We start from the raw sequence: 24,510 nt of genomic DNA, 5'->3' as shown, positions 1-24,510 counted from the left end.
GCACACTAACCTAAACTTAATGTCAGAAACTGTCATTAGTCAGGCGTATCCATCGGACATCACAATTATGGAGCTGATGATGCTGACCCTTCTTACTTTCCCCTCTGCGTTCGGCCTGTTCAGTGCCAGCCCGTTCTGTGTGAAAACCGCCCTGATGCTTCAACGGGCAGGACAGCGCTGGCAGCGGTCCGACCTTTTAGACCCCCGCAAGATGCCGCATCAGAAACTGCCTGTTCTGCGCACACCCGAGCGTCTGATCCCCGACAGCGACTTGATCCGCGATTGGCTCGAGTCTCAGGGTGCAGATTTCGATGCCGGTTTGAATGGCCTGCAAAAAGCCCAATCCCGAACCCTAATCCGCATGGCCGAGGAACATCTTTACTTCCATGTCGTCCAGGATCGTTGGGCCAATGATGAGGTCTGGCCAATCCTGCGCGATACGTTCTTCACAGTCATTCCAGCACTGATCCGCAAGCCGGTTTCGAACTCGATCCGTAAATCCGTTGTCAAAGGATTGGCCTTTCAGGGTGTTTCCCGATTCTCACCTGCAGAACGACAGGACCGGCTAGAGCGCGACCTTGAAGCGATATCGACCTATCTTTGGCAATCACCCTACCTGATGGGTGAGGAACCGACCTCGGCGGATATGAGCATCGGTCCAATGCTGGCCGGGATGCGTGCGACACCGTCCGACACCCCCCTGACCCGCCGGATCAAACAGGATAAGCTGCTCAACAGTTATATCGATCGAATGGAACAGGCGATCCCACTGTCATGACACCCTTTGAGGATGCAAAAATCGCCGCAGCTTACGGGGCGATGCCAGAAGAAACTCGCGCAGGAGCACTTATGCTGCGCGAGTTGATTTTCGAAACTGCGACCTCGCTACCGCGGGCTCAGCCGCTGGAAGAAGCGTTGCGGTGGGGGCAGCCAGCCTATTTGGCACCCAAGGGATCAACGATCCGACTGGGCGGACACAAAGCCGCTCGGTTTGCGTTGTTCGTGCACTGCCAGAGCAGACTGATGGGGGATTTCACTTCTGCTTTTCCCGATGAAGATCAGATCGATGGCAATCGCGCCATTCTGTTCGACACGCCCGATCAGATCGACCCCACACGCCACGGCTGGCTGATTGCGCGCGCGTTAACCTATCATCTCTGACGGCGTTTGCGTTCAACCTTGCGCTTGATTTTGTCCTTCTTGCGCTTGGTGCTGACCGCCTTGCGTCGCGACCCGCGTTTGGTTGGACCGCGTCCTCGTGGCAGGGCTTGATCATCGATAGAGAGCAGTTCCAATTCCAATCCGCCGGTTACAGGCGTTGCCTCGGTCAGCCGCACGGTGACGCGCTGACCAATGGCAATAATTAGGCCGGTATCCGAACCCATCAGCGTCCCGGCTTCACGGTCAAAATGAAAGAACTCACGTCCCAGAGAGCGCACTGGAACCAGACCATCCGCTCCGGTCTCGTCCATCTTCACGAAGGCACCGAACCGGGCGATGCCACTGATCCGGCCGGTGAACTCATTGCCGACCCGCTCGCTGAGATAGGCCGCCAGATAGCGATCCGTCGTATCGCGCTCGGCCATCATGGATCGGCGCTCGGTATCCGAGATATGCGTGGCCGTTTCCTCCAACCGCGCGATTTCCTCCTCGGTCAGCCCGTCCTTGCCCCAGCCATGGGCCGTGATCAGCGCGCGGTGCACGATCAGGTCCGCATAGCGGCGGATGGGTGAGGTGAAATGTGCATAATTCCGCAGAGCCAGTCCAAAATGTCCAAAGTTTTCAGGGTTGTAATAGGCCTGTGCCATCGACCGTAAAGTGGTTAGGTTGATCAACTCAGCATCTTCGGTACCCGCGGCAGCATTCAGCAGCGCGTTCAGGTGGCGGGTCTGCAACACTTGCCCTTTGGCCAGATTCAAACCTGCTGCTTGCGCCGTCTCTCTCAGGCTTTCCAGCTTCTCAGGTGCGGGCTCTTCGTGGACGCGAAACAACAGCGGGCGGCGTTTGGAGATCAGGGTCTCAGCGGCGGCGACATTGGCGAGGATCATGAACTCCTCAATCAACTTATGCGCATCCAGCCGGTCACGGAACGCGACGCTGGTCACCTCGCCTGCGTCGCTCAGAACGATCTTACGTTCAGGCAAGTCCAGTTCCAACGGCTGGCGCTCCGCCCGCGCTTTTTTCAATGCGGCATAGGCGGCATAGAGCGGATTTAGAACGGTCTCCAGCAACGGCCCGGTGCGGTCGTTCGGATTGCCATCGATCGCTTCTTGCACCTCGGTATAGTTCAGCGAGGCGGCAGAGCGCATCAGGCCGCGCACGAACCGGTGGCCGATCTTATTACCCTCGGTATCAATCTGCATCCGAACCGCGATACAAGCGCGCGGCACACCTTCGTGCAGGGAACACAGATCGCCGGATAGGCGATCCGGCAGCATCGGCACCACGCGGTCCGGGAAATAGCTGGAGTTGCCCCGCTTGCGCGCCTCGCGATCCAGCGCCGTACTGGGTGTCACATAGGCGGCCACATCGGCGATGGCGACCCAAATCACATGGCCACCTTTATTCTTCGGGTCATCGTCTGCGTGCGCATAACAGGCATCGTCATGGTCCCGTGCATCCGCAGGATCGATCGTCAGCAAGGGCATATCCCGCAGGTCTTCGCGCCCTTTCAGGCCAACAGGTTTGGCTTTGTCGGCCTCTTCAATCACCTTGTCCGGGAAATCGTCAGGAATGCCATGTTGGTGGATGGCGATCAATGAGACAGCCTTGGGCGCGGTCGGATCGCCAAGCCGTTCAACAATGCGCGCCCGTGGCAGGCCCATGCGGTTCTTGGGTCCGGCCTGCTCGGCCTCGACCAACTCCCCGTCCTTGGCGCCCAGAACGGCCCCGTCCGCGACCAGCCATTCAGTGGAGCCAGCCTTGTCGATAGGTACGATCCGGCCACCCTCGGCCCCTTTGCGGAAAATGCCAACGACCTTGCGCGGGTTGGTGCCGATACGGCGGATCAGACGTGCCTCGTAATTGTGGTCTTCCTCGTGCACAACGGTCAGACGGGCCAGAATGCGGTCACCCTCGCCCAATGCCGGATCGCTGGCGCGGGTGATGAGCAGAATAATGGGCTCGACCCCCTCACCGTGCCATTCCAACGGCCGAGCAAACAGGTCGCCATCCGCGTTCGGAGCCTTCACCTGCAACACGCTGACCGGCGGCAGGCGGTCAGGATCACGATAGCTGCGCTTGCGCTTTTCCAAATGCCCTTCGGCCTCAAGCTCTTTCAGGATGCGCTTCAGGTCGATCCGATCTGCGCCCTTGATGCCAAAGGCCTTGGCGATATCACGTTTCGAGGTCAGGGTAGGGTTCGCCGAGATCCAGTCGAGGACCTCTTGCTTGGTCGGAATGCGTGTCATGAGTTTGGCCTAGCACGGGCTTGCGACCGCGTCATGACCAAAAAGCGGCCTGTCGGGTCAGCCGTGCAGATCGGCCACGGTATCCACATCGCGCAGGTGATCCAGCAACGTCACTCGACGTCCATTTACCGAAGCCAGCGTGTCGGCCAAAGCGTTCTCAGTCGACCAGCGCACGTTGTTGAACATCCCTGACGGCAACGCGCCATAACGCTGCGCACCGACCAACCAATAGCCCCCGTCAGGGGCTGGCCCGAACACGATTTCAGCCCGGCCCAATGCACCGAAGGCCCGCGCGATGTGTCCGCGTGTAATCCCCGGAATATCTGCACCGATCAAACATACTGGCCCATCGGGGGCACCGCGCAGCATCCGCCCCATACGATCACCGAGATCTCCGCGCCCTTGCGGCTTACGCGGGAGATCGACTGGCCAGACACGGCTGTTCATCCCCTCCCGATCCGGAGTAACCGCCAGAACAATCTGCCAGCGCGGATCGCGCAGGCGTCGGACAAGTGACCGCGTTTGATGTCGAAACCACCAAGCCGCACCGACCATGCCAATATCGCGTCCCAGACGGGTTTTCACCCGCCCCGGACGTGGCTCTTTCACCATGATGACCAAAGTCTTTTGCATCAATCAGGCAAAATAATCCGATAGAATTCGCGCGTATATTGCCTTGAGCTGATGAATTTGTGCCACCTCAACGCACTCATCAACCTGATGCATCGTGCGCCCGACCAGCCCGAATTCGACCACTGGGCAATGGTTCTTGATGAACCGGGCATCCGAAGTGCCGCCAGTGGTTGAAAACTCGGGGCAGATATTGGTTTCTGCCTCAACGGCGCGCGCTACCAGATCCGAGAGCGGACCCGGAGGAGTCAGAAAGCTCTCACCTGAGATTTTGATCTTGGTTTCGATTTCAACTCCAAACGCCTTGGCAACTGATTCAGCCTCGGATTTCAACCAGTCGCTCAGGCCGGCGCCCGAGTGCAGGTCATTGAACCGAATGTTCACTGTTCCAGAGCATTGCGCCGGGATGACGTTCGTCGCTGGATTGCCCGTATCGATCGTCACCACGGCCAATGTTGAGGCATCAAAGTGGTCGGTCCCCTGATCCAGCTCGCGACTGGCCAGCCGATCCATCAACCGCGCCATTGCTGGCAATGGGTTTTTCGCCCGGTGCGGATAAGCAGAATGCCCCTGCACCCCGGTCGCGGTAAACCAAGCTGACATCGAGCCGCGCCGACCGATCTTCATCATTTCACCCATCTTATTCGGACAGGTTGGTTCCCCTACTAGACAGACCGACATCCGCTCATCCGTCGCATCCATGTGATCCAGCAGGGCGACAGTGCCATCAACCGCATCACCCTCTTCATCACCTGTTATTGTCAGAATCACCGCACCATCCGGAGGCGTATTGCGCACAAAATCAATGGCTGCTGCGGCAAAGGCCGCCACACCCGATTTCATGTCCGTTGCACCACGGCCATACATTACTCCATCACGAATTTCTGCTCCGAATGGGGGCGCAGTCCAAGCGGCCTCATCACCCACCGGAACAACATCTGTGTGGCCGTTGAAGCCAAAGCTGCGAGCATGCCCTTTCTTCCCCCAACGCGCAAATAGGTTGCTGACACCTCCGCGATCCACACGGGTGCATTCAAAACCTGCATCTGCGAGTTCACGTTGCAGTAAAACCAGCGCGCCGCCCTCTTCGGGTGTGACCGAAGGGCAACGGATCAGATTTGCGGTCAGCTCAACTGGATCGGTCATAACGGGCCTCTTGTTCTGATGGATGCCGGTGTTCGTGCACAGATTCAACGAATTGCCCAGCTTGCCAACCCCGAATAGTCAGATTTCCAATCCAAAATCCAAAGACTTCGATTTTAGCACACCAATAAAACATGAGCCTTGACCCTGCGGCTGCCTTGCCGCGCTGCCCCGAACTGGGTTAGAGGGCCGCGAAACAGGTGATTCCAAATGAAGCGCGTCTTCTTCGCATTGATCTGCCTGACTTTCGCGACTCTCGCGCAGCAAAGCCAGGCTCAGACCCTCACGGTTACAACTGTGACCCGCCCTCCGTTCTCGTTTGTCGAGGATGGCGCCCAGACCGGTTTCTCGATGGACCTGCTGGCGGCATTATCTGAGTCGCTGGGCTGGGAGTATTCGATCAACCGTGTCGAGAGCTTTGGCGAAATGCTGGGGGCTGTTCAGGATGGTTCAGCCGATCTGGCCATCGCAAATATTTCGATCACCGCCATGCGTGAAACCCGCATGGATTTTACGCAGCCCATCTTTGAAGCCGGGCTACAGATCATGGTTCCGTCCGAGGCAGCGCGCCAACCGTCTTTACTGCACGCCCTGCTGTCGCGCGAGCTGTTCATCGCCATTGGTCTGGCCTTTGCCATTCTTCTGGGCGGCGGCATGCTGATGTGGAGTTTCGAGAAACGCGCGCAGCCCTATTTTGACCGGAAACTGAATGAGGCTTGGTTCCCTTCCTTCTGGTGGGCGCTCAACCTCGTGGTTAATGGCGGATTTGAAGAGCGGATGCCCCGCACTCCGTTCGGGCGCATTCTGGGGGTTGTGCTGGTGGTTTCCTCGCTGTTCATCGTATCGGTGTTTACGGCCCGGATCACATCGGTGATGACTGTAGATGCTATCACCGGCAGCGTGAATTCGGTTAATGACCTCTATGGCAAGCAAGTCGGAACCATCTCTGATTCAACAGCAGCCAACTTTCTGAACCGCCGCGAGATCGAGTTCACGGGCTATGCCGACCTTCAGGACATGCTGGCTGCGTTCAAAGACAAGGATCTGGATGCAGTCGTATTCGATGCGCCCATTCTGTCCTATTACGCCAGTCATGAGGGTCGAAGAACGGCAAGTATGACCGGCGGGATTTTCCTACGCGAAAATTATGGCATCGCCTTCCCAACCGGTTCGCCTTTGGTTGAAGACGTCAACCAGGCGCTTCTCTCTCTTCGCGAAGACGGTACCTATGATGAAATCTACCGCAAATGGTTCGGAGCGCGAAACTAAGCCGGGCTCTCGTCTCCAAAGAATGGCGTCATCTGCGCAACTATGACGGCGTTTTCGTCCAGCGCCCGCTGCATCAATGCCCGCTCATCCGGATCGATATCGTGCCCCTGCGCTTCACGCTCGGCAAGCGTGCCGTAGCCGGTGACATCCAGAGGAGCGGTATCGGCTTGTTTTAGAATCGCCACCGTTTCACGCACGGCTTCTGCCTCATCCACACCGCTGGCAAAACACATCAGCGCGGCTCCGGTTGCGTCTTTTGGCAAACCATCTCCATCCTTCCGGCCAATCTGAACCAGAAGAGTATAGACTTGCTGACGCGAGGGTTTCTTTTGCTTCTGCATAAGGCCCGCAATACGCTGAGCCAGAGTGTGGGTCAACTCAGGTCCGACCGCTCTGGCGGGCCGCTTCCAGCAAAACCAATGCGGCTGCGCGCTGCCTGTCGCGCCACCCTTCCTTTGGAACCAAGGGCATCACCGCATCTGTATTGAAGTAAATCGCTGTGATCCCTGCAGCCGCGACATCCACAAGATTCGGATCAGCGCTCGTACTCTCAGCGCGGATCTCGGCAGCGATACGGTCTTCAAACTCGTATACGAAGCGCAACAGGGGTTGGCGAATTTCTTTGTGTCGCTCCGAGGCCGCAACCAAAGCCGCAAAAACAGCGGCGCTTTCAGAAGAATAATCAACGCGTCCAAACAACGCTTCGATCAAAGCATCAATGCGCCCTGTTGCTGGCAACATATCGAAGAAGGATTTTGTCCGCGTAGCAAAATCACTCAGAACATGGTCCAGCAGGCGCTGGATCATTTCTTCGCGATTGCCAAGGTAGTGACGAAGCAGAGGCCGCGCGATCCCCGCTTCTTCGGAGATACGGGCGAGTGTTGAGCCATCCAATCCATACCGCGCGACACATTTGGTAAATGCGCTCAGTATTTCCTGCGTACGGACATCTTTCAAACTGGTTCTGGGCATGAGCTATTCGTTCAGGCGGTCTGAGTGGGGAAAATGTCCGTCAGGATGTAAAGTACTCCGAAGCCGAACCACATCGCCGTTAGCACCCAGAACAAAACCGGGTTCTCTCTGCGCTCAATAGCTTCAACAAGAAAGGCCTGCCCTGATCGAATTGCCAGAACTCCCCAGTACACAAAAACCACACCCCAGATCGCATATACCCCCGCCAGTGTTGATGCCAGCAGCACCAGCACAGCCGCGATAGTCATCCATTTGTGATGCCTTAGGCTGTTTCCAGGTTTCATCTGCCCGCCTTATCCTTCGGTCGAAATCTTGAAATTGGATACTGGACAAATCGCTTTATTGTCAATAATGACAATTATCATTTTTGACAATCTAAGGAAGTGACATGCAAGCCCCGGCATCGCTACCCGACAAACCGAAAAACCGACTACCGCGAGAAGCCTATGTTTCAGAGGATTGGTTTCAGGTTGAACAAGCACATATCTTCAGCCGCTGCTGGACCTTTGCCGGTGTGACAATGGATTTTCCTGAACCCGGAGATTTTCGCACGATCAAAGCCGGAGCAAAATCCGTAATTGTCATCAAAGGCGCCGATGGTGAGTTACGCGGGTTTCACAATCTTTGCCGCCATCGTGGTACAGAACTTCTGGAAGGATGCGGCAATGCAGGCAAAACCATTGTCTGCCCCTATCACAACTGGGTCTATAATCTGGACGGTGCTTTGCGCGGAGTTCCTGCCCAGCGTGAGTGCTTTCCTGATCTCGACAAGAAATCCAATGCTCTTTTTGGGACGGCTGTGGGCGTATTTCGCAATCTTGTTTTCGTTAATCCTGACCCGGATGCGGATTTTGACAACTGGCTGAGCGGGCTGGATCAAATTCCCTGGCCGCATGATCTGAACTCGACCGAGCTGCAGGAAAATCCCGACAACGTGGTTTATGAAATCGAGTGCAATTGGAAGGTCTTCTTCGAGAACGCAATTGATGGCTATCATCTTGCCTATCTGCACAAAGACACGCTGGGAGGGCCGACCCATGACAAAAACCTGTGGGAGGTGTTTGGTCAAAATATGATTTGGTGGTCGACCGAGCGCGAAGGTGTGAAACACAGGATTCCGCAATTCGTTGAAAACTCCGCCAAAGGTTCAGGTTTGAAAACCGTTAAAAATGCTGAAACTCCCGGGTATGGCGGGGTCTACATGCTGTTCCCAACCACGATCCTAACGCCCAATCCCTGGGGATTCTCGATTTCAACGATGGAACCCATAAGCGCAAACAGGATGCGATTAAGGGTGCGGAACTGGTCTCCGAAGGGCTGGTTTACTTACACGCACCGCGCGGCTGACATTCCCGGGTACGATGCCGAAACAGGGCTGATCAAATCCTCGCACTGGACCAAACACCCGCTGGAAACGGGCGATTTCCAAACCGAAGATGTCTGGGTTTGCGAAAAGATGCAAAAATCCATGCAATCTCCGCGCTTCGAAGTGGGCGCTCTCGCCAAAGGCGCTGGCGGCGAGGCCGCAATAGATTTCTTTCAACAGACAGTGCTGGGGTTGATGCCCAAGCAATAATAGATTTGGCCGCAACATCTGCTCTGCGGCCAAATCTTAAATAAACAGCTCAGGATCAGTCGCGCAGCAGATCGTTGATCCCGGTTTTCGAGCGCGTCTTTTCATCAACGCGTTTCACGATGACCGCGCAATACAGGCTGACGTTGTTCTTGGACGGCATCGAGCCTGCAACAACCACCGAATAGGGCGGAACCTCGCCATACATAACCTCACCGGTTTCGCGATCGACAATCTTGGTCGACTTGCCAATGAATACGCCCATGCCCAGAACCGAACCTTCGCGGACAATACAGCCTTCAACAACCTCGGAACGGGCACCGATAAAGCAGTTATCTTCGATGATGGTGGGACCAGCCTGCATTGGCTCCAGCACTCCGCCGATGCCAACACCGCCCGACAGGTGCACATTCTTTCCGATCTGTGCGCAAGAACCGACCGTTGCCCAGGTATCGACCATGGTGCCTTCGTCCACATAAGCACCCAGGTTCACAAATGACGGCATCAACACCGCACCGGGTGCAATATAGGCTGACTTGCGCACGACGCAGTTGGGCACCGCCCGGAAACCTGCAGCGCGCCACTGGTTCTCATCCCAACCGGCGAACTTGCTGTCGACCTTGTCCCACCAGCCACCGGCTTGCGGGCCGCCATTTTGGATCTCCATATCCTTGATACGGAACCCCAGAAGAACGGCCTTCTTAGCCCACTGGTTTACGTGCCAGTTGCCATCTGCCTGCTTTTCGGCAACGCGCAATGAACCGCTGTCCAACGCATTCAGAGTATCCTCGATGGCCTCACGCTGCTCGCCCGTCGTGGCCGGTGTGATCGTATCACGCATGTCCCAGGCGGCTTCGATGGCGGCTTCAAGTTGCGCGTTTGACATAGGCGTCTCCCTAGAGAATCTGTTCACGTTGATGTGGCCTATACGCAAGGTGAAACCATGGCGCAATGCGACGCAAGCAACCCTACATGCGTCAATCTTCTGCTATTGCGCCAAGAACTGTAAACATGTCCCTGTCATTTTGCGTTCCAGCATTGGGTGCGGTCAGCAAAACATCTCCGTAGAAAACCGAGTTTGCGCCGGCGAGAAAACACAATGCCTGCTCTGCGGTCGAAAAGTCAGACCGGCCCGCCGACAAGCGTACGCGGGTTGCTGGCATGGTGATACGTGCGGTCGCAACCATGCGCACCAGGTCGAAGATGCTCACCTTCTCTCGTTGCTCCAGCGGAGTGCCTTTAATCGGGATCAGAGCATTGATTGGAACGCTTTCGGGATGTGGGTCAAAACTCGCTAGAACCCGCAATAGAGAAGCACGATCCCGCAGACTTTCACCCATGCCGATGATACCTCCACAACACAGATCGATACCTTCGTCACGGCAATAGCTGAGTGTTTCCAACCGATCCTGATAGGTGCGCGTCCCGATGATCTCACCATAGAACTCCGGCGAGGTGTCAAGGTTGTGATTGTAGGCAGTAAGTCCCGCGTCGGCGAGTCGTTGGGCCTGATGCGGCTTCAACATACCCAGTGTCACGCAGGCTTCCATCCCCAGATTGCGAACGCCCCGAACCATTTCCAGAACATTGTCGAATTCTTCCCCATCCCGCACTTGGCGCCACGCGGCCCCCATGCAGAACCGCTCGGCCCCGGCATCCCTGGCCCGTTTCGCCAGCGAGACCACATGCCCGGGGTCCATCAATTTCTCTTTGGTCAGTTCGACCTCGCGGTGATGCGCGGATTGAGGGCAATAGGCACAATCTTCCGGGCAGCTGCCGGTTTTGATCGATAGCAGGCTGGCCTTCTGAATGTCTTCCGGGTCGTGATACGTCCGATGGATGGTATTTGCACGGCCAACCAGATCCAGCAGCGGGAGGCGCAGTAGCGCCTCCACCTCATCCACGGTCCAGTTGCTGCGGATGTCCTGTCCGGTATCAAGCATCCGCTTGCGACCCGCGGATTTTCTGCATCAAACCCGTTGGCAGGCCAATCACGATAACGGCCGCCAACGCGATCTTTACAAGATCACCTACGATAAACGGGCTGAAACCGTAAACCAGCACTTTGTCTGCAGGTACAAACTGGGCCAGCCACCCCAGACCCAGAGCGTAGATCGCTACAAGTCCAGCTAACATGGCCGGGACCAAAAACAGCTTGCGCAGATTATCCGCCACCCATCCGACAATGGCCGCGGCAACAACGAAGCCGAGCAGATAGCCACCAGTGCCGCCCATCATATAGGCCAGTCCGATGCCTTTTTCGGGTGTCCCGGCAAAAACCGGCAGACCGACGGCTCCAGCCACCATGTAGCCAATCACAGTTGCGGATCCGAGGCGCATCCCGAAAGCTGCAGAAATCGCCATGACGGCAGCGACCTGCAGGGTCATCGGCACCGGCCAAAATGGCACTTGGACTTTTGCGCTGGCTGTCAGCAGAAGGATGCCCATCACGACACGGATGATCTGTCCCGCCGGGCTGAGCGCACCGGTAGTCGGCAAGGCGGATCGCAGCATGGTTTTCATTGTACTTCCTTTTATAGATAATTATTGACCAGTTGACTCATGATCATCATTTTTATCTATTAAAAATCAAGTGAAATCTTCAGCAGTGAAAAATAGCACTTAACTGCCTGAAAGAATTCAATTTGCGCGGCGAATATGGCGCACCAGAATCGATGTCGCCGCTGACACATCTTTGCTTTTTAACGCCTGAATTATAGCCGCGTGATCCGTATCGATCCGCTGCATCCATTTTGGTCGCCAGTGCGCGAACAGATGCCGCGCGCTGGCAATATGCAGATCATCAATCGCATGCAACAGGCGAGGTAGGCCGCATGGCGTCAGGATAGCTCGGTGAAAGACTCTGTTCCGCGCTTCCCATTGCGGCATACTGTCAGCCTCATCGCAGTCTTTTCGCGCCTGATCAGCTACTTTCAGTGCGGTTGGGGTCATGTTTTGCGCCGAATGCTGCAGCGCCAGAGCTTCAAGCGCGACACGCATTTCGATCACCTCACGCACTTCGGCGGGGTCCAAGGCAGTGACACGCATGCCCTTTCGCGGCTCGCTTTTGGCTAATCCATGTGCCTCAAGCCGCAGCAGAGCTTCACGCACCGGCACATGGCTGGTTTCAAAGTCGCGCGCGATATGGTCCTGACGCAACTTCTCACCGGCGGCAAGGTTGCCGGTTATGATTTTCTGGCTCAGCGCTTCATATATCGTGTCGGCAATGGTCGCATTCATAAATTATAGATAAAATTCACAACGCGTCTCCGCAAGCGGTTAATTCAATCAGCCAGGGGGTCCGGCGCAATATTCCCACCGCAGATAAGAACCGCAACCCGCTCATCTGGTTCGGGCTGATATGCACCTGAGATCAGCGCAGCCATGGCTGCGGCCCCAGCTGGTTCCACCAAAATTCGATGAGCTTGCCACAATGTCTGCTGGGCCTGCGTTATCGCCTCATCGGGAACCAAAACCGAAGTCATCCCCTGTGCCAGACCGAAGCAGATATCGCCAATTCGACGTGCGCCTAACGCATTCGCTGCAATGCCTGAGACCGAAACATCAACCGGCTCACCTTCAGCCAAGGCAGCATTCAGCGCGCAGGAGGTTTCTGGCTCGACAGCCACAACCTTGCGCGCACCCTGAAACCAAGCCAGCGCCCCAGCAATCAGGCCGCCGCCACCGACAGCAACCAGAACTGTATCTGCCTGCAAACCCTGCGCGTCCCATTCAGCAAAACACGTCCCTTGCCCGGCAACAGTTGCGGGCGCGTCATAGGCGTGGATTTGCATTGCACCAGATTCAGCCTCATGTGCCTGAGCCATGGTCAAAGCGTTGGCATATTCCCCCGGAACCACGCTCAGATCGGCTCCGATCCGTTCGATCAGGGAAATCTTCGACGGTCCTGCAAGCTCGGGCACAAAAATCTTCGCCGGATGACCTAACGCATGCGCCGCATAAGCCGCAGCCGCTCCATGGTTGCCACCCGATGCCGCCACCACGCCCGCCGAAGGAACATCCATGCTGAGCAAAGTGTTGAACGCGCCGCGCGCTTTGAAGCTGCCAGTGTGTTGCATATGCTCCAGCTTCAACTCGACCGGATAACCCAGCGCATTGCTCTGCATCACAGGTGTGATTTGTGCATGTCCGGCAATGCGATCCCGCGCTGCCAATATTTCACTTTTCCAATCCATTCTTGTCTTTCCGTGACTGGCACTCTTCCCGCGAACCCTATAGCTGTTTTGGAAACACGCAAGCAGGGAACCCCGTTTATGAGAGAAGATCGCCTCAGCCCCTTTCGCGACGCACAGACCGACCGCTCGACCGCAAGCGAAGTGCCGGACACGCCGCAGACGCGGTCATCGGCCTATCGACTTGCCTTCGCTGATGATGATTTCCTGTGCCGGGATGAGCTGCGCCCCGTTCGCCTGCAACTGGAGTTGCTCAAGCCCGAGATGATCATGACCGAGCGTGAGATCACCTCGACTATCGTCATGTTTGGCGGTGCACGCATCCCGGAACCAGCCCAGAAACACACGGCGCGGACTGAGACCTTGGCCGGGCTGTCAAAATACTACGATGAGGCGCGCGAGTTTGCGCGCCTGATGACAGAGAAATCGAACCAGACCGGCTGCCGTGAGAATGTGATCGTCACCGGCGGCGGACCCGGCGTAATGGAAGCGGGTAATCGCGGTGCACTGGATGCGGGTGGCTGTTCGATCGGCCTGAACATCGTGCTGCCGCACGAACAGGCCCCGAACCTGTATGTAACGCCTGATCTCAGCTTCAACTTCCACTATTTTGCTATCCGCAAAATGCACTTCCTGATGCGCGCCCGCGCCATCACTATTTTCCCGGGCGGGTTCGGCACCATGGATGAGTTGTTCGAATCCCTGACCCTAATCCAGACAGGACGGATGGAACGCGTTCCGTTCCTGCTGTTCGGGCGTGAGTTCTGGGAGAGAGTCATCAACTGGGAGGCGCTGGCGGACGCGGGCACCATCTCGGACGAAGATCTGGACCTGTTCCGCTTTGTCGACACCGCGCAAGAGGCGGTCGAGATCATCGAGAACTGGGAACCTGCTCCCCCGCGTGACCAAATTCCGGGGCGCTGAGCTATGACTATACCCAAGACCGGCGAGATGCTCCACCTGCGCGGAAACGCGTTGGACAAGGGCGAGCCTGTAGCCCTGCCATTGACCCAAAGCAGCATGTTTCATTTGCCGGGTGATCCAGACGGTCACGCCAGTTATGGCCGAGTCGACAACCCGACTTGGGTTCACCTGGAGCACGTCCTGTCGCATCTCGAAAACGCGCCTTGCCTCAGCTTTCCTTCTGGCATGGGGGCGATTTCGGCTGCGTTGTTTGCCACGGTCAAAGCAGGGTCTCGTTTGCTGATCCCATCCGACGGATACTATGTGACCCGGCTTCTGGCCGACCGGTTCCTGTCGAATCTGGGCGTTTCAATCGTCGAACGCCCAACTACTGCCTTTGCCGAAGGTGGCTTTGATGGAATTGATGTCGTGTTCTTGGAAAGCCCATCGAACCCCGGTCTGGATATGCTTGATCTGCCAGCAATCGCCAGGCCCGTGCGCGAGGCTGGTGGCATCACGATTGCCGACAACACAACCATGACACCATTGGGCCAACGCCCACTGGACCTTGGCGTCGATGTGGTGGTGAGTTCGGATACGAAGGCGATGGGCGGGCATTCGGACCTGCTGATGGGCCATGTCGCCAGCCGCGATGCGCAAATCATGGAACGGGTAGAGGAATGGCGCCGCGTTTCAGGTGCGATACCGGGGCCGCACGAGGCGTGGTTGTTGCACCGTGGCCTTGAAACGCTGGATGTGCGGTTTGATCGCATGTGTAGCTCGGCGCAAGTTCTGGCCGAACGGTTGGCATCGCACCCGGCCGTGAAACACATTCGCTATCCCGGCCTGCCCGGTGATCCATCGCACGCATTGGCGGCTGCCCAAACCGCTCGGTTCGGTTTTCTGCTGACAATCACGCTGGAGTCTGAGGCCAAAGCCGAACAGTTCATCAACGCCTGCCCCCTGCTGCGCCCTGCCACATCCTTCGGCGGTGTCCACAGCTCAGCCGAGCGGCGTGCCCGCTGGGGCGATGCGGTCGACCCTGCCTTTATCCGCTTGTCTGTCGGGTGCGAGCCTGTAGAAGAACTGCGGCGGGCGATCGAGGCCAGCCTGAACGCGTTATGATTTCTTCTTAGGTTCACGCAGCTCGGTGAACACGTAGATTGGCAGCACGATGCTGGCGATCAACGCGCCCAGCCATACCAGCAAAGTCGCTGCCAGCAGGTTGGAAATACCTCCAACTGTTAGCCCCGCTGTTATCAGATCGGTCACCAGCAAGCCCACAAATGTGACAATCAGTGCGATCCCACCTTTCAGCGCCGGGGCCTTCTTCTCGCCCAGCTTCAGGATCAGCGGTTCGGCCACAACCTGAACCAGCGTAAAGACAATCGCTACAACGATGAACGAGATCGGCTTGATTGCAAAGCCCGCCAGCAGCAGCGAAGCAAGCAACAACCCGATGGCATTCCCGGCTAGTAACGCGAGAGCGGATTTTATTCTGCGCGACATAAGGTGATCTCCAACAATCAACACTTCGAAACATGCAGATATTAGCAGGACAACCAGAATTTGCGAGGTAATTCGACCCCGAAGGTTTTTTGACCTGTTGAAATCACATGATAAAATACCTTCATCAATGCCAGACCACACCTACATCGATGAGAGGCAATATGAGCGACGATCCTTATACCGTTCTTGGTGTCGCCAAAGACGCCAGCGATGCCGAGATCAAGAAAGCCTACCGGAAGATCGCGAAGGAGTGTCACCCGGACCTTAAGCCGGGTGATGCGGAAGCCGAAGCCAAGTTCAAAGCCGCTGCCGCCGCTTATGACCTGTTGAAAGACCCCGAAACGCGCAAACGCTATGACAATGGCGAGATTGATGCGTCCGGTCAGGAACGTCCACAGCAGCAATATTATCGGGACTATGCCGAAGCTGCAGGCAACCCCTATCGCGGGTATTCGACCGAGCAAGACGACATGTCCGACATCTTCGCCGAGTTCATGCGCGGGCGGGGTGGTTATGGCCAACAAACACAAGAGTTCCACGCGCCGGGGCACAACCTGAATTACTCACTGCAGATCAGTTTTCTGGATGCCGTATTCGGCGCCAGCCAAAAGCTGACCCTACCGGATGGGAACCGGATTGAAGTGAAGATACCGGCGGGCATCACGACCGGTCAAACCATCCGCCTGCGTGGCAAGGGGGCACCGGGATATGGTGAAGGCCCTCCCGGGGATGCGCTGGTCACCATCTCGGTTGCGGATCATCCGGTGTTTGACCGTCAGGGCGATGACATCCATATTACGTTGCCCATCACCATTGACGAGGCGGTATTGGGCGGCAAGGTCCAAGCGCCCACCATCGACGGGGGCGTCAATGTCAGTGTCCCTGCAGGGACCAGCAGCGGCAAAACCCTGCGCCTGCGTGGCAAAGGGGTCAAGAAGCGCGGCTCGTCCGATAGGGGTGATCAGTTCATCGAACTGACCGTCGCAATGCCGGACAAGGTAGACGATGATTTGAAGCAATTCATGGAGACATGGCGCGAAACCCACAGCTATGATCCGCGCAAAGGAATGCCGTCATGAGCCGCACATTGACCGAAGCCGAACTGATCGAAACCATCGCCCGCCTGACTTCGGATCGCCTAACCGAATATCTGGCGGCTGAGATCGTGATCCCCGAGCAATCGGAGCAAGGGCTGCGATATCAGCGCATTGACGTTGCCCGACTGGAACTGGCATGCGAGCTGCATGACCAGTACGATATGGAGGCCGACGCACTGTCGATGATGATCTCGCTGATCGACCAGATGCATGGGCTGCGCGCCGAATTGCGCGAGGTGCTGAACGCGGTCGAGGCCCAACCGGAACCTGTTCGAAAACAACTGATCGAGGTCATCGGCACAGCGCGGTTCAGTCGCAGGTAACGGGGTTTTGGGCACAGGGGTATTGGCGTAGAAGACGCCCTTGATCCTTAGCCCGGTATCCCTATGACCCAGTCCAGATCCGAATTGCTGATGCCTGCGGGCAATCTACGCAAGTTAAAACTCGCCATCCTGTATGGCGCGGATGCGGTCTATCTGGGCACACCGGATATGTCGCTGCGGACTAAATCCGAGTTCTCGCTGGAAGAGGTGATCGAGGGGGTCGAGTTCTGCCATAGCCACGGCCGGCGCGCGTACCTGACGCTGAACTTGTTCTCGCACAATAAGGACATCCCGAAGCTCGATGAATACATCGACACCGTCCGCAAGGTGAAACCCGACGGGCTGATCATCGCTGATCCCGGCGTGTTCCAATACGTCCGTGAACGGGCGCCTGAATTGCCGCTGCATATCTCAACCCAGGCCAATATCTGTTCTTGGTTGTCGGTGAAGTTCTGGCAGGATCAGGGGGCCGAGCTTGTAGTCCTGGCGCGCGAAGTCTCATACCCCGAACTGGTCGAGATTCGCGAGAAATGCCCCGACATCAAGCTTGAGGCATTCGTCCACGGCGCCATGTGCATGACCTATTCGGGCCGCTGCCTGCTATCTAACTTCATGGCCGAACGCGGGGCGAATCAAGGCAACTGTGCCAATTCTTGCCGTTGGAACTATGGTCTGAAACTGCGTCTGAAAGACGGTACGCATCAGGAGCTGCGCATTACCGACGAAAACGCCGATATGTTTGAATTCCTGCTGGAAGAGGGCTGCCGCCCCGGTGAACTGATGCCCATCGAAGAAGATGATCGGGGGTCTTATATCCTGAACTCGCGCGATCTGTGCATCATGCCAAAACTGGATGAATACCTGAAGATCGGCGTCGACAGCCTTAAGGTCGAAGGGCGCGGTAAGTCAGAATACTACGCCGCCATCGTTGCACGGGCCTATCGTATGGCCATTGACGACTATCACGCCGACCCCGAGAACTGGGACCCGAAACCTTACATGCGTGAACTCGAAACCGTCGGGAACCGAGGCTACACGCTGGCCTTCCACGAAGGCCGACTGACAAACTACGCCCATGATTACGAGCACACCGCGTCTATCGCGCAGTGGGAATATGCGGGAATCGTCACTGAAGTGACCGAGGATGCCTTTCTAGTCGAGGTGAAAAACAAGCTGGAACCGGGGGATGTGTTAGACTTCGTCTCTCCGATTTCACGCGAGACGGTTCTGTTGCGGGTCTATGACTTTGAACGCGCCCAAGATGGCGCGAGACTAAACGTGGTGCATGGGAGCACCAAGACAATTATCCGCCTGCCATTCACTCTGTTCGATCACGAGGATATCGAAGATTTACGCGCGCGTTTCCCTGTCTACTCGGTTCTGCGCAAGGAACGCGCCCTGACGGACGAACACTGGAGCCGCATTCGGTTCGACAAGCTGGTGCAAGGGCTGGAGACCACGGGTCGTGACAACGCCAAAGCTTATGCGCGCCGCCGCGATGAATTGATTGAAAAAATCGGAGAAGACGGCAACGAACGCCGCTTCAAAACCAATCGCATCGGAACCGAAGGGTGTTGCGGCAAAGGCTGCAACGGCTGTTTGATCTTCTGGCAGGATGAGAAATTCGCGCGTGCACGCGAGGTTCTGTCCAAACGCAAGCAGGGTGAGCAACTTAGCCGCCGCGAGGCCACCGAACTGACCTTACCAGCAAGCTGAAGTTCAGTTCTCGACGCGATACTCTTCAGGCACGTAAAACGTATAATCCCTGTCAGCAACCGCCTCGTGGCAGACATGGCAGTAATCGACCTCGGACGCGCGAAAGCCCATCGTGTCGCCAAACAGCGAACCATCCGGCATCACCATGATGTATCGCCAATCTGCTGTCTCAGGGTTGGTACCCGCCGGTAGTTTTTCCATCACGAACAAGGCACCCGGATGCACGTTACCCTCATCGGTGACGGTCATGCTGTCTTTGGCCAGAACCGAGCCCACAGGCAAAACCTCACCTTCCTGCAAGGTTCCGTAATTATGCGCCATGCGATTGGCGTAGCTGTTGACATAGCGCTGCCCATGGGTGGCCGAGATATAGGGTGCATCGTTGAAAAGCGGCCAGGCTTGATAGTTCAAAAGCACGTCCAACTGGGCTGCGGCATAGCCTCGTTCCATGCGCCGGGACAGAGATTTGTAATGAGCCTGAGCATCTTCCTTGGACAGATCAGCCGGGTTTTCAATGGCCAGATGAGCATCCTGATCGTTGTTCTGTGCATTTCCCGCAACAGAAATAAGCCCCAACACCGCAATAAACAGCACGATCTTAACGATCGGCAGGTGTCTTGTAATCATTCTATGGCCTCCCTGACTGATCAGTTCGCCGAAATGCCGCATTAAGTTCGAAAAATGATAGCGGCCTTAAATAGTGTTGCCAGCACCGCCCCAGCAACTTCACCACTTTGTGTTTGCTAGTGACCCCCCAACCAGAGCAGATGCCCCTTAAACATAGCAAATTCTGAATGCCAAAACAGCATTCAACTTATTAAGTTTATCGTAGTGACGGACAATCTGCGGAATCTAATGGTTCAGGCCAGCCTCGGCCTCAATCTGCTTGCGCGATTTTCGGGCGCGTTCGGTGGCCGATTTCAACTGCCCGCAGGCAGCCATGATATCCTCACCGCGCGTTTTGCGGATGGGTGAGGCATAACCCGCCTGATAGATGATATTGGCAAAGGCTCGGATGCGATTGTTCGAGCTACGCTTGTAAGGCGCGCCGGGCCATTCGTTGAACGGAATCAGGTTGATTTTGGCCGGAATCTTATGGCGCTTGATGTGCTCGATCAGTCGATGCGCGTCCTCATCGCTGTCGTTCACGCCATCCAGCATCACGTATTCAAACGTAATTCGCTCGGAGTTCGAGGCATTGGGGTAGCTGGCCAGTGCCTGCAGCAGCTCTTCGATGTTCCAGCGCTTGTTGATTGGCACCAGCACGTCGCGGGTTTCATCGGTTGTGGCGTGGAACGAGATCGCCAATAGGCAGCCAATTTCCTTGGCGGTACGTTCAATTTCAGGCACCACACCCGAAGTCGACAGGGTAATACGTCGGCGCGACAGAGATATTCCTTCGGGGTCCATAGCAATCTTCATCGCGTCACGGACATTTTCAAAGTTATAGAGCGGCTCGCCCATACCCATCAGCACGATATTCGACAATAGCCGTGTCTCGTCCTTGGGGGCACCGGGTGTCGGCCATTCCTCAAGATCGTCCCGCGCCATCATGACCTGCCCGACGATCTCTGCCGCGGTCAGATTGCGCACCAGTTTCTGTGTACCCGTATGACAGAATGAGCAGGTCAGCGTGCAGCCGACCTGAGACGAGATGCACAGCGTACCGCGATCTTCTTCGGGGATGTAGACGACCTCTACTTCGTGCCCTCCCGCGATGCGACACAGGTATTTGCGTGTGCCGTCCTCGGACACCTGACGTGTCACGACTTCGGGGATTTCGATTAAGAAATTCTCGGCAAGTTGTGCCCGATAAGCTTTGGCGAGGTTGGTCATCTCACCAAAATCGCGCACACCCCATTGATAGATCCACTGCCAGATCTGGCCGGTGCGCATCTTTGCCTGCTTTTCCGGTGTACCATGCTCAATCAGCACATCGCGCAATTGATCACGGGTGAGGCCAACAAGGTTCACCTTCCCCTCGGGCAATTTGCGGGGGATGGTCATGACATCTTGAGTGATCGGCGCTTTGGGCGACATGTGGCTATCTCAATGGATTCTGGCTTGGGATGCGCCTCTATATAGGAACGCGCACAAAGATCAAAAGAAATCGTGCATCAATTTGCATAGCGCAGCAATTCGTCAACACGTGCCCGCCCAAGATCAACGCGGCACGCAGTTATGGCAATGCCGGTGCCTGATCCACCACCAAACGACGCACCCACCGCTTCGCACTGTGCATCGCGATAAGCTGTCCACGCGTTTTGCGATGCCTCCAGCGCGGGCGTGGCAACAGCGCGGCCGGTGACGTCATCCAGTTCCCTTGCAGCGCCAAGTGCCAAGGAATAGCTGGAGTCTATCGCGGCATTCACGCGCGTTTCCATGTCCGAAACACAAGACCCAATCTCAACCTGCGATCCGGCGTCGATACACTCCATTGTTGGGTCCGCAACTGCGGACATGGGAAACAGCAGAAAAACAATAGCCCATCGCATCCGTCGATCCTCCTGACAGAGACACCTGTCTATCACAGATCAAAACCTACGCCCAATCAAGTTGGACCGCCAAGGCAGAAACCTCAGCGGTCCATTTTTGTCAGTTTACTGCAGGTGGGATGTAGCAATCTTCTGCATCCAGAGTTTTTACGGGATCTTCCGGTCCACATTGCTCACCCGTAATTGGATAAGTTTCCGCTTCCTTCTCGCATCCTGCAAGGATCGCCGCAGACGCCACCAAAAGCGCGGACAGATATTTGTTTGGATTCATTGCCAACTCCTCAAATTGATCTAAACTGATTAGTTCAGAAATTTGAGAAGTCGGCTTTGACACGGATCAAAAACACATTCTGACGTTGGATAAATTTCCAATAAACCCAAAAGATCTACCCATACGTAGAAAACCCCGCCGGATAGCGGGGTTTCGAGGTCATATCTGTGTGCACTTTAGTTCGTGCAGCGCTTTTCAGCGTCTTCGATCGCGGCCGTGAAACCCAGCAATGAGAACGTATCTTTGGTCTGTGTTCCACGTTCCGAACGGGCAGTCAGCACGGCTTCGCTTCCGCGCTTCATAGCCGTGACGATCTTGGCATCGTCCGAGGCGGTTGCAGGCCACGCCCATTCGCCATCCGTGAACAGTTCGAATTCGCTGCCATCGACAAGTAGATTGACAGTCGATCCAGAGGCAAACGGATAGCCGCCGGTAAAGGTCACTTGCCCTTTGACCTCAGCATTTGGGCGGTAGAAAACAAACAGCAGGATATCGCTGCGCCGCACGGAAACGACGCGGCCACCGCGTGTGTTCACTGTTTCCTTGGGCGCGGAAACGCTCCAGCATTCGGTGGGGTCTTCTTCGACAAACACGCTCCAATCGGTCTTTGCCGCGACGCGGTTCGTACTAGTAGCCTGCTGAGCAATTGCCGTTGTCGCAATTCCTGCCATGCACAGGCCCGCGATCACGCGAACGAGCTTTAGTCCCATCTGTCCAGCCTCCTAGCCCGACCTAATACCTCATACCCATCGGACATGCGTGCGAACCCTGCCGGTTCGTCTGTTCAGTTGCGTATTCCGATGATTGTCGACATACACACACTAACGCAGGTTTCGCCACAGGCGAAAGGGCGATTGGCAGATTTTTGCGCATGATTTATGGGGTGGACATGACACAAGCCGTACCGATGACAGAACTCTGGCGCGGATCGCTATTAGAGAGCCTGCATCTGGGTCACGCAGTGATCTGTGACGATAGTGGTCAGATCGTGCGCAGTTGGGGGGATCCGAACGCGATAATCTACCCCCGATCCTCGGCCAAAATGATCCAGGCCCTGCCATTGATCACCTCGGGTGCGGCGGCGAAATACGGTTTGAACAGCGAACATCTGGCACTGGCCTGTGCCTCGCATAACGGGGCGCATATCCATACCGATCGCGTGTCCGCATGGCTCGATCACCTCGGCCTGTCCGAGCCCGATCTGCGCTGCGGCCCGCAGGAACCCGCTGACATGGCAGCCCGAGACGGACTCATCCTGGCGGACGATACGCCCTGCCAGATACATAACAATTGCTCAGGTAAGCATTGCGGTTTCCTGACTTTGGCCCAGCATATGGGGGCCGGGCCTGAATATCTTGAAATCGATCACCCGGTTCAGCAGGCCTGCCTGTCTGCCATCGAAGAGACCACAGGTGAGACGAGCCCAACCTTTGGGATCGATGGTTGCTCAGCCCCGAATTTTGCGACGTCCCTGGTGGGACTTGCGCGATCAATGGCATGGTTTGCGTCAGCCGCTGACCGGTCAGACCGCTCCAGCGAAGCAGCATCGCAGCTTACGGCGGCGATGGTGAAGCACCCCGAACTTGTCGCCGGAGAAACCCGCGCCTGTACCGAATTAATGCGCGCGATGAATGGACGCGTGGCAATCAAAACAGGGGCCGAAGCCGTCTTTGTCGCCATCATTCCCGAAAAGCGGATGGGTGTGGCGTTGAAAATCACCGACGGCACGACCCGCGCCAGCGAATGCGCCATCGCGGCCATTCTGGTAAGCTTGGGCGTGCTAGCGGTCGATCACCCGGCCACCCGCAAATTCATGAACGCCACGCAATACAGCCGTCGCGGGCTGGAATGTGGTGTGATCAAGCCAACGCCGGACTTCCCCGGCTAAGACTTACATCTCGATCTCGTGCACCTCGGCCACTTCGACCGAGCCTGAGCCGTTCACCACCATTGGGCAGCCCTTGGCCATCGCGGTTGCGGCTTCGATGCTATCAGCCTTTACAACCGTAAACCCCGAGGCCGGATTGGCGCCGCCATTATCTTCAACGCTACCGTTGGTGACCGTATAGGATTGACCCACAGGATTTCCGGGAATCTCAAGCGAACCGCCAATGTCCTGAAACCAGGCACTCCAAGCGGCCATGGTCGCCTCGACCTCAGCGGGATCGGTTGGGGTGTGGCCCCCGTGATAAACAAACAAATATTGGGGCATATCGCTCCTCCCTGATGAAAACCTATGTGCAAAGGGCTTCGAGCTTGCGCAGCGAAGATGTCCAGCCTTCGTTGTGGTTCGTGGCCGACTGGGCATCGACAAGCTCGCGATGATCGACCACCAGCCGTGATCCGCTGTCGGTTGCGGAAACCGAAAAGGTCACATGGCTTTCGGCACCGCGCTGACCCTGATCGTCGTGCCATGCCCATGTAAATCCAACCGATTTTGGCCGATCGATATGAGTGACGTGCCCCGAAACCTTGAATTGCTGGCCCTCGCCATTCTGCATCACCGAATACCACGGACCAATGCGAGAAAAATCGAGATCATGTTCCGGCACATGCAGACCCTCGGGGCCCCACCATTGCAGCAGTTTTGCGCCGTCGCTGACCCATGCGAACAGGTCCTCGGGACTGACGGGAAAATCTCGTTCCAGTTTCAGCTCGGCCATGAGTTTTCCCTTTCAATAAGCTCGCCCAAACGGTCGAGACTGCTTTCCCAGAAATGTCGTTTCGAAATCGTCCACTCGGCAATTGCACGTAGACCCTCGGGCTGCACCGAATACATCCGCTGCGTGCCGCGCACCCGTTGTTGCACTAGCCCGGCCTCGCGCAGGACCTTCAGGTGACGCGAGATCGCAGCCCCTGACATGCCCTTGCCTTCAATCAGGTCGCCGACGGGCAGCTCGCCTTCGTCCATCAGTTGCTCGACAATCGAGAACCGAGTGGCATCAGACAAGGCGGAGAATGCGGTCAGAAGCGTGTTCATGGCTTTATTTAACACATACGTTAAAT

The 24,510-nt window shown here is 56.4% G+C and carries 30 protein-coding genes; 10 read left to right on the top strand and 20 right to left on the bottom strand.

Going from position 1 to position 24,510, the window contains the following annotated elements:
- Positions 1 to 19: 19 nt before the first annotated feature.
- Both ACR0JR_RS13375 and ACR0JR_RS13370 read left to right on the top strand, forming a co-directional pair.
- Complete coding sequence (locus tag ACR0JR_RS13375) at positions 20 to 778, top strand: glutathione S-transferase family protein (protein WP_480456563.1); 759 nt, start codon at positions 20 to 22, stop codon at positions 776 to 778.
- A complete protein-coding gene (locus tag ACR0JR_RS13370) occupies positions 775 to 1,161 on the top strand; it encodes a DUF1801 domain-containing protein (protein WP_170780879.1) in 387 nt (128 codons plus the stop codon). The genes ACR0JR_RS13375 and ACR0JR_RS13370 overlap by 4 nt, the downstream gene beginning before the upstream one ends.
- On the opposite strand, the gene rnr is transcribed toward ACR0JR_RS13370, so the two are convergent.
- The 3 genes from rnr to dapE are packed head-to-tail and all read right to left on the bottom strand — an operon-like array spanning position 1,152 to position 5,186.
- Positions 1,152 to 3,410 carry a ribonuclease R gene (gene rnr / locus ACR0JR_RS13365; RefSeq protein WP_480456562.1) on the bottom strand — a complete coding sequence of 753 codons (2,259 nt, stop codon included), beginning with the start codon at positions 3,408 to 3,410 and terminating at the stop codon, positions 1,152 to 1,154. The genes ACR0JR_RS13370 and rnr overlap by 10 nt on opposite strands.
- Before the next feature lie 57 nt (positions 3,411 to 3,467).
- The gene (locus ACR0JR_RS13360; protein WP_480456560.1) at positions 3,468 to 4,043 is read right to left on the bottom strand and encodes a TIGR04282 family arsenosugar biosynthesis glycosyltransferase; all 576 of its coding nucleotides are present in this window, start codon (positions 4,041 to 4,043) and stop codon (positions 3,468 to 3,470) included.
- Positions 4,044 to 4,046: 3 nt separating this feature from the next.
- Positions 4,047 to 5,186: a succinyl-diaminopimelate desuccinylase gene (dapE, locus tag ACR0JR_RS13355; protein WP_480456559.1), complete on the bottom strand. Its 1,140-nt coding sequence runs from the start codon at positions 5,184 to 5,186 to the stop codon at positions 4,047 to 4,049.
- 207 nt (positions 5,187 to 5,393) lie between these two features.
- On the opposite strand from dapE, the gene ACR0JR_RS13350 reads away from it, so the two are divergent.
- Positions 5,394 to 6,452, top strand: coding sequence for a transporter substrate-binding domain-containing protein (locus ACR0JR_RS13350; protein ID WP_170771620.1), 1,059 nt, complete (start codon positions 5,394 to 5,396; stop codon positions 6,450 to 6,452).
- Here the strand turns inward: ACR0JR_RS13350 and ACR0JR_RS13345 are convergent.
- From ACR0JR_RS13345 to ACR0JR_RS13335, 3 genes are read right to left on the bottom strand one after another with little or no spacing between them, the layout of a single operon-like run.
- Positions 6,449 to 6,793 (bottom strand): hypothetical protein, encoded by a 345-nt coding sequence (locus ACR0JR_RS13345; protein WP_010440705.1) that lies wholly within the window; start codon positions 6,791 to 6,793, stop codon positions 6,449 to 6,451. The genes ACR0JR_RS13350 and ACR0JR_RS13345 overlap by 4 nt on opposite strands.
- Positions 6,794 to 6,830: 37 nt before the next feature.
- A complete protein-coding gene (locus ACR0JR_RS13340; protein WP_480456558.1) occupies positions 6,831 to 7,424 on the bottom strand; it encodes a TetR/AcrR family transcriptional regulator in 594 nt (197 codons plus the stop codon).
- 11 nt (positions 7,425 to 7,435) lie between these two features.
- Positions 7,436 to 7,708, bottom strand: coding sequence for a hypothetical protein (locus ACR0JR_RS13335; protein WP_260023317.1), 273 nt, complete (start codon positions 7,706 to 7,708; stop codon positions 7,436 to 7,438).
- 104 nt (positions 7,709 to 7,812) lie between these two features.
- On the opposite strand from ACR0JR_RS13335, the gene ACR0JR_RS13330 reads away from it, so the two are divergent.
- Entirely contained in the window at positions 7,813 to 9,000 is a 1,188-nt protein-coding gene (locus ACR0JR_RS13330; protein ID WP_480456557.1) for an aromatic ring-hydroxylating oxygenase subunit alpha, read from the top strand.
- Positions 9,001 to 9,055: 55 nt separating this feature from the next.
- Here the strand turns inward: ACR0JR_RS13330 and dapD are convergent, their stop codons facing one another.
- The 5 genes from dapD to ACR0JR_RS13305 form a co-directional block, all read right to left on the bottom strand.
- A complete protein-coding gene (gene dapD / locus ACR0JR_RS13325) occupies positions 9,056 to 9,883 on the bottom strand; it encodes a 2,3,4,5-tetrahydropyridine-2,6-dicarboxylate N-succinyltransferase (RefSeq protein ID WP_010440698.1) in 828 nt (275 codons plus the stop codon).
- Positions 9,884 to 9,974: 91 nt separating this feature from the next.
- Complete coding sequence (gene bioB, locus ACR0JR_RS13320; protein ID WP_480456556.1) at positions 9,975 to 10,940, bottom strand: biotin synthase BioB; 966 nt, start codon at positions 10,938 to 10,940, stop codon at positions 9,975 to 9,977.
- Positions 10,933 to 11,520 (bottom strand): biotin transporter BioY, encoded by a 588-nt coding sequence (locus tag ACR0JR_RS13315; protein ID WP_170780886.1) that lies wholly within the window; start codon positions 11,518 to 11,520, stop codon positions 10,933 to 10,935. Before ACR0JR_RS13315 ends, bioB begins: the two co-directional genes overlap by 8 nt.
- A 117-nt stretch (positions 11,521 to 11,637) precedes the next feature.
- Positions 11,638 to 12,237: a GntR family transcriptional regulator gene (locus ACR0JR_RS13310; protein WP_480456555.1), complete on the bottom strand. Its 600-nt coding sequence runs from the start codon at positions 12,235 to 12,237 to the stop codon at positions 11,638 to 11,640.
- A gap of 44 nt (positions 12,238 to 12,281) precedes the next feature.
- Entirely contained in the window at positions 12,282 to 13,193 is a 912-nt protein-coding gene (locus ACR0JR_RS13305) for a threonine/serine dehydratase (RefSeq protein WP_480456554.1), read from the bottom strand.
- Between the two features lie 78 nt (positions 13,194 to 13,271).
- Here ACR0JR_RS13305 and ACR0JR_RS13300 point away from each other — a divergent pair, with 78 nt between their 5' ends.
- Together ACR0JR_RS13300 and ACR0JR_RS13295 are read left to right on the top strand one after the other, a co-directional pair.
- Complete coding sequence (locus tag ACR0JR_RS13300; protein ID WP_480456553.1) at positions 13,272 to 14,114, top strand: LOG family protein; 843 nt, start codon at positions 13,272 to 13,274, stop codon at positions 14,112 to 14,114.
- Between the two features lie 3 nt (positions 14,115 to 14,117).
- Complete coding sequence (locus tag ACR0JR_RS13295; protein WP_480456552.1) at positions 14,118 to 15,218, top strand: cystathionine gamma-lyase; 1,101 nt, start codon at positions 14,118 to 14,120, stop codon at positions 15,216 to 15,218.
- On the opposite strand, the gene ACR0JR_RS13290 is transcribed toward ACR0JR_RS13295, so the two are convergent.
- On the bottom strand, positions 15,213 to 15,602 hold the full coding sequence (locus tag ACR0JR_RS13290) for a hypothetical protein (protein ID WP_480456551.1): 390 nt from the start codon (positions 15,600 to 15,602) through the stop codon (positions 15,213 to 15,215). The genes ACR0JR_RS13295 and ACR0JR_RS13290 overlap by 6 nt on opposite strands.
- A gap of 161 nt (positions 15,603 to 15,763) precedes the next feature.
- Between ACR0JR_RS13290 and ACR0JR_RS13285 the strand changes: the two genes are divergently transcribed.
- The 3 genes from ACR0JR_RS13285 (at position 15,764) to ACR0JR_RS13275 (ending at position 18,738) form a co-directional block, all read left to right on the top strand.
- Complete coding sequence (locus ACR0JR_RS13285) at positions 15,764 to 16,681, top strand: DnaJ C-terminal domain-containing protein (protein ID WP_480456550.1); 918 nt, start codon at positions 15,764 to 15,766, stop codon at positions 16,679 to 16,681.
- Positions 16,678 to 17,022, top strand: a complete 345-nt coding sequence (locus ACR0JR_RS13280; protein ID WP_010440680.1) for a hypothetical protein — start codon at positions 16,678 to 16,680, stop codon at positions 17,020 to 17,022. The genes ACR0JR_RS13285 and ACR0JR_RS13280 overlap by 4 nt, the downstream gene beginning before the upstream one ends.
- Positions 17,023 to 17,085: 63 nt before the next feature.
- Positions 17,086 to 18,738, top strand: coding sequence for a U32 family peptidase (locus ACR0JR_RS13275; protein WP_480456549.1), 1,653 nt, complete (start codon positions 17,086 to 17,088; stop codon positions 18,736 to 18,738).
- A gap of 3 nt (positions 18,739 to 18,741) precedes the next feature.
- Here ACR0JR_RS13275 and ACR0JR_RS13270 read toward each other — a convergent pair whose 3' ends face one another.
- The 5 genes from ACR0JR_RS13270 to ACR0JR_RS13250 form a co-directional block, all read right to left on the bottom strand.
- Positions 18,742 to 19,365: a cytochrome P460 family protein gene (locus ACR0JR_RS13270; RefSeq protein ID WP_170476410.1), complete on the bottom strand. Its 624-nt coding sequence runs from the start codon at positions 19,363 to 19,365 to the stop codon at positions 18,742 to 18,744.
- A 225-nt stretch (positions 19,366 to 19,590) separates the two neighbouring features.
- Complete coding sequence (rlmN, locus tag ACR0JR_RS13265) at positions 19,591 to 20,778, bottom strand: dual-specificity RNA methyltransferase RlmN (RefSeq protein WP_480456548.1); 1,188 nt, start codon at positions 20,776 to 20,778, stop codon at positions 19,591 to 19,593.
- Positions 20,779 to 20,855: 77 nt separating this feature from the next.
- Positions 20,856 to 21,233 carry a lysozyme inhibitor LprI family protein gene (locus tag ACR0JR_RS13260; protein WP_480456547.1) on the bottom strand — a complete coding sequence of 126 codons (378 nt, stop codon included), beginning with the start codon at positions 21,231 to 21,233 and terminating at the stop codon, positions 20,856 to 20,858.
- A 100-nt stretch (positions 21,234 to 21,333) separates the two neighbouring features.
- On the bottom strand, positions 21,334 to 21,504 hold the full coding sequence (locus ACR0JR_RS13255; RefSeq protein ID WP_170476416.1) for a hypothetical protein: 171 nt from the start codon (positions 21,502 to 21,504) through the stop codon (positions 21,334 to 21,336).
- A gap of 176 nt (positions 21,505 to 21,680) precedes the next feature.
- Complete coding sequence (locus ACR0JR_RS13250; protein WP_170780892.1) at positions 21,681 to 22,214, bottom strand: invasion associated locus B family protein; 534 nt, start codon at positions 22,212 to 22,214, stop codon at positions 21,681 to 21,683.
- 179 nt (positions 22,215 to 22,393) lie between these two features.
- Between ACR0JR_RS13250 and ACR0JR_RS13245 the strand changes: the two genes are divergently transcribed.
- Entirely contained in the window at positions 22,394 to 23,392 is a 999-nt protein-coding gene (locus tag ACR0JR_RS13245) for an asparaginase (protein WP_480456546.1), read from the top strand.
- A 3-nt stretch (positions 23,393 to 23,395) separates the two neighbouring features.
- Here ACR0JR_RS13245 and ACR0JR_RS13240 read toward each other — a convergent pair whose 3' ends face one another.
- Genes ACR0JR_RS13240 through ACR0JR_RS13230 form a run of 3 tightly spaced genes read right to left on the bottom strand, consistent with a single transcriptional unit; the run spans position 23,396 to position 24,484 of the window.
- A complete protein-coding gene (locus ACR0JR_RS13240) occupies positions 23,396 to 23,716 on the bottom strand; it encodes a YciI family protein (protein WP_480456545.1) in 321 nt (106 codons plus the stop codon).
- A 22-nt stretch (positions 23,717 to 23,738) separates the two neighbouring features.
- The gene (locus ACR0JR_RS13235) at positions 23,739 to 24,167 is read right to left on the bottom strand and encodes an SRPBCC family protein (RefSeq protein ID WP_480456544.1); all 429 of its coding nucleotides are present in this window, start codon (positions 24,165 to 24,167) and stop codon (positions 23,739 to 23,741) included.
- Positions 24,155 to 24,484, bottom strand: coding sequence for an ArsR/SmtB family transcription factor (locus ACR0JR_RS13230; protein WP_480456543.1), 330 nt, complete (start codon positions 24,482 to 24,484; stop codon positions 24,155 to 24,157). Before ACR0JR_RS13230 ends, ACR0JR_RS13235 begins: the two co-directional genes overlap by 13 nt.
- Between the last annotated feature and the right edge of the window lie 26 nt (positions 24,485 to 24,510).

Source organism: Ruegeria sp. AA3, assembly GCF_056542905.1.
Note: the sequence above shows the minus strand (reverse complement) of the source record. Positions and strands in the feature narration are given on the sequence as shown.